Genomic DNA, 4,394 nt, shown 5'->3' on the forward strand with positions numbered 1-4,394 from the left:
GCAGTCCCGCCGACTTCGCGGCGGCTGCCGTTCTGTTCGGCTTGCTCGTCTTCTGGAAACTGCCGCCTTGGGCGGTCGTCCTCGCAGGCGCCTCAGCAGGATGGGGTTTATCCTTGGGATTGGTCTAAACCTACACGTCAGACACCATGGCTCGCGACCCGCCCGGGGTCCGGGCTATTTTTTTCTGCGGAACAGGCGGACGGCTCCTTTGCCGAGCTCCGTAAACAGAATCATGACCGACAGCGCGCCGAGCGCATAAGGGACGACAAGCGGAATGGCGCGCAGATCGGTAATATGCACCCAACGCAAAAAAAGGGGATACAACAGCAGCAGCGCAACCAGAATTGCAATTTTCACGGGCATTCGCCTCCGGGGTCTACATCATTTTCGACAATGAAATAAATTTCGCTGTTCAAAAGGTCAACACCTGCCGCTTGAAGTCGGTGGAAAATTATTGAAATTTCGGTTTCGATCGATCCGGGCACGGCCGCATCAATTTGGAATTTGTTAAATTTAGCAGATGTTCAATTATGGATTGACGGATGACCACCCTCATACTATGATAACATTATCGCTTTAAAGCATGTACACGTTAAATCCAGGAGGTCCGAAATCATTGAAAACATCCGCTAAACTGTTATCCCTGCTGATCGCCGTACCGATCATGATCGCAGGCTGCGGGACCAAAGCGCCGGCGCCCGCCAATCCGTCCGGAGGTGGAGACGCTTCCAAGCCTCAGGACAAGAAAGTTGTCAAAATCGGCATCTCGCAAATTGTCGAACATCCGTCGCTCAACGCGACGCGCGAAGGCTTCCTGGCCGCGCTCAAGGACAACGGCTTTACCGACAAAGAAACGATGCAGGTCGATTATCAGAACGCGCAAGGCGACGCCACGACCAACTTGACCATCGGTCAAAAGTTCGCCGCAGACAAAAAAGATCTCGTATTCGCCATCGCCACGCCGTCGGCTCAAGCCGTCGTGCAGAACGTGAAAGACGCGCCGGTACTGTTCGGAGGCGTAAGCGATCCGGTATCCGCGAAGCTCGTTAAAAGCCTGGACAAGCCGGGCGGCAACGTAACCGGCGCCGCGGATACGCACCCGGACGCCATACCAAAGCTGATCGACTTCATCGCCGCCGATTTCCCGAAGGTCAAGAAGATCGGAATCGTGGCGAACGAAGGCGAGGCGAATGTCGCGTTCATGGTGAAGACGGCGGAAGCGGCGTTTGCGAAGCATAACATTCAAGTCGTCAAAGCGTCGGTTGCGAACAGCTCCGAAGTGAAGCAGGCCGCCGAATCGCTCGTGGGACGCGTCGACGCGATCTACATCACGCTCGACAACACGGTCGTCAGCGCCGTCGAATCGATCATCAAGCTGGCAAACGACAAGAAAATTCCGTTCTTCGCCAGCGACCGCGATTCGGTAGAAAAAGGAGCTCTCGCTACCTACGGCTTCAAATATTACGATCACGGCTACCAAGCAGGCAAAATGGCCGTCGAGATTCTCAAAAACGGCGCCAAGCCGGGCGACATGAAAGTCAGCTACCCGGACAAGCTTGACCTGATCATTAACCTTGATGCCGCCAAGCAGGAAGGCGTCGAAGTCACCGACTCCATGAAAAACAAAGTACAAGATAAAAACAACCTGCTCAGCGGTTCGGCAAAATAATTTCGTAAGACCCAGGCAGAGTGACCTTCCGAATTGGACCTAAGGTCACTTTTGCATTTATTTGCAGGAGGATGGATTTATGTACCAGGCATTTACAGGTTCCTTGGAGCTTGGCATGCTGTATGCCATTATGGCGCTCGGCGTGTATCTTACGTTTCGAATTTTGGATTTTCCCGACTTGACGGTGGACGGCAGCTTCACGACCGGCGGCGCGATTGCCGCGGTCTTGATCGCTTCCGGCGTATCTCCGGCGCTCGCCACGCTGGCGGCCTTCGGTGGCGGTCTCGTAGCCGGAGCGTGCACCGGACTGCTGCATACGAAAGGCAAAGTGAATGCGCTGCTGTCCGGGATTTTGATGATGATTGCGCTGTATTCGATCAATCTGCGGATTATGGGGAAAGCCAACATTCCGCTGCTTGGAGAAGATACGCTGCTGACGAACGTTCCGCTGCTGCTGGTCATGCCGGTTGTCGTGCTGGTTGTCAAATTCGCGCTGGACTGGTTCCTGCATACGGACTTGGGCCTAGCGCTCAGAGCAACCGGAGATAACCCCCGGATGATCCGCAGCTTCGGCGTGAACACGGACAACACGATCATCGTCGGCGTCAGCTTGTCCAACGGGCTCGTGGCGCTCTCCGGCGCCTTGATCGCGCAGTATTCGGCCTTCGCCGAAATTACGATGGGGGTCGGAATGATCGTCATCGGGCTAGCTTCGGTCATTATCGGGGAAGCGCTGTTCGGCGCGAAGACGGTATTTCGTGCGACGCTGGCCGTCTTGCTGGGCGCCATCGTCTACCGGCTGATCGTGGCGCTGGCGCTTCGCGTCGGACTGGAGCCGACAGACATGAAGCTGATGACCGCGCTCATCGTTATCGGCGCCTTGACGCTCCCGATGATCCGGGGCAAGCTGCGTCAAAAGTCGGTCATCCGGCAGCGGGCGGCCGATCTCGAAAATTCCCGCGCGCGGAACGTTTCGGCAGGAGGTGGTCGATAATGTTACGCGTCGAACATGTTTCGAAGCTGTTTAATCCGGGGACGCCGGACGAAAAGCTCGCCTTGTCGCATATTAACCTCCAATTGAAGGAGGGTGATTTTGTAACGGTGATCGGCAGCAACGGCGCCGGCAAGTCCACGCTCATGAATATCATCTCGGGCGTGATGACGCCGGATCTCGGGAAGGTCGTTATTGGCGGGAACGAGGTCGAATCGATGCCCGAATATCGCCGCAGCGCTTGGATCGGCCGGGTATTCCAAGACCCGATGGCCGGCACCGCGCCGACGATGACGATTGAAGAAAACCTGGCGATGGCATACAAGCGCAGCAAGCGCAGAGGGCTCGCCATCGGCGTTACGGGGCGCAGGCGGACGATGTTCCGCGAGCAGCTCAGCCGGCTCGGCATCGGGCTGGAGAACCGGCTGAACGCCAAGGTCGGCCTGCTCTCGGGCGGGGAGCGGCAGGCGCTCAGCCTGCTGATGGCGACCTTCACCGAGCCGCGCATCCTGCTGCTCGACGAGCATACCGCGGCGCTCGATCCTTCGCGGGCGGAGCTGATTACATCGCTGACCGAGCAGATCGTCGCCGAGCTTAATCTGACGACGCTCATGGTGACGCACAATATGGACCAAGCGATCCGGCTCGGCAACCGGCTCATCATGATGGACAAAGGGCGCATTATTTTGGATGTGCCGGAGCAGGAGAAGCGGGGGCTGACCATCGAAGGGCTGCTGCAGCAGTTCGAGCGGATCCGCGGCACCAAGCTTGCGGACGACCGTGTCGTGCTCGGTTAAGGAAGACGGGCGCACCCGGGCAAGCAAAAGAAAAACGCCCGCGCAACAGGCGAGGCGTTCAGTATAACCAATAGGATTGACAAGCCATCGTATCGTTAAGGTACGGTGGCTTGTTGTTGTTTTTTCTATCTGTTTTTGGATGTGTCTGGCCAAATGCTGTCTACTTTTTGTAATGAGATATGCTCAGGAATTTTAAGCTCACTGTAAAGTTTTTTAAATTATCCTCACTTGACTCCAAGGTTTTCACGGTCTTCTTTAGTGTATCCAGAATACCGACTTCTTCAAGAGTCCCATCAGTTCTTTTAAATACAACATATCGATCGTTCCAGCCGACTTCAGTAGCACTAGGATTAACTAACGTTTTATTGCTACTCCTTGAGCCTGTTTCATATGGTCCATGTTGTGTAGATTTATAAGCGGCACAATTGTTTGGTAATAAGATTTAACCCCGACTTTCTTTTTCCATAGACATGATGCCAACGTAGCCTTGTAAATAAAATGCTGCAACAATAAGAATGCTTCCAATGAATAAATATGCAACGATCCTCCCCACCTTAATACTGTTACCTTCCTCCAAGCCAAATTCCTCCTAAAAATTTATGGTTCCAATTCTATAAAAATACAAAGGGCTTCACAAAAAAATCCACCTTAATACATTAAGAAGCACAGGAAAGTCTTAATTTTGAAATACTTCACCGATAGTCTTCCTGTGAAGAAATCTTAGAATCAATTCTAGAAAGCTTACTTCTTCTCAGGAAAACCCGCCATTGATTATTCAAAATTGTACCTTATTCTGGCTCTCTTTATTGTTTAGGAGGATTCATTTTTTATGATATTATTGCATCGTATGACAAAAAAGGGGTTTCCAGTTGCCTGTCTTGGGTACAAATTGATCATTGGCTTCGTAAGACATTGCAAGTCATCATTATCCAACAAC

At 53.1% G+C, this 4,394-nt stretch carries 5 protein-coding genes; 3 read left to right on the plus strand and 2 right to left on the minus strand.

Annotated elements, in window-relative coordinates; genetic code table 11:
- Window positions 1–174: 174 nt before the first annotated feature.
- Window positions 175–363, minus strand: a complete 189-nt coding sequence (locus PEH01S_RS33890; protein WP_173426548.1) for a hypothetical protein — start codon at window positions 361–363, stop codon at window positions 175–177.
- A gap of 220 nt (window positions 364–583) precedes the next feature.
- On the opposite strand from PEH01S_RS33890, the gene PEH01S_RS33895 reads away from it, so the two are divergent.
- The 3 genes from PEH01S_RS33895 (at window position 584) to PEH01S_RS33905 (ending at window position 3,457) form a co-directional block, all read left to right on the plus strand.
- The gene (locus tag PEH01S_RS33895) at window positions 584–1,669 is read left to right on the plus strand and encodes an ABC transporter substrate-binding protein (protein WP_051570239.1); all 1,086 of its coding nucleotides are present in this window, start codon (window positions 584–586) and stop codon (window positions 1,667–1,669) included.
- 79 nt (window positions 1,670–1,748) lie between these two features.
- Entirely contained in the window at window positions 1,749–2,663 is a 915-nt protein-coding gene (locus PEH01S_RS33900; protein WP_127490423.1) for an ABC transporter permease, read from the plus strand.
- A complete protein-coding gene (locus tag PEH01S_RS33905; protein WP_025847166.1) occupies window positions 2,663–3,457 on the plus strand; it encodes an ABC transporter ATP-binding protein in 795 nt (264 codons plus the stop codon). Before PEH01S_RS33900 ends, PEH01S_RS33905 begins: the two co-directional genes overlap by 1 nt.
- A 442-nt stretch (window positions 3,458–3,899) precedes the next feature.
- Here PEH01S_RS33905 and PEH01S_RS35970 read toward each other — a convergent pair whose 3' ends face one another.
- Entirely contained in the window at window positions 3,900–4,034 is a 135-nt protein-coding gene (locus tag PEH01S_RS35970) for a hypothetical protein (RefSeq protein ID WP_281281566.1), read from the minus strand.
- Between the last annotated feature and the right edge of the window lie 360 nt (window positions 4,035–4,394).

This window comes from Paenibacillus ehimensis NBRC 15659 (genome assembly GCF_004000785.1).
Taxonomy (GTDB): domain Bacteria; phylum Bacillota; class Bacilli; order Paenibacillales; family NBRC-103111; genus Paenibacillus_G; species Paenibacillus_G ehimensis.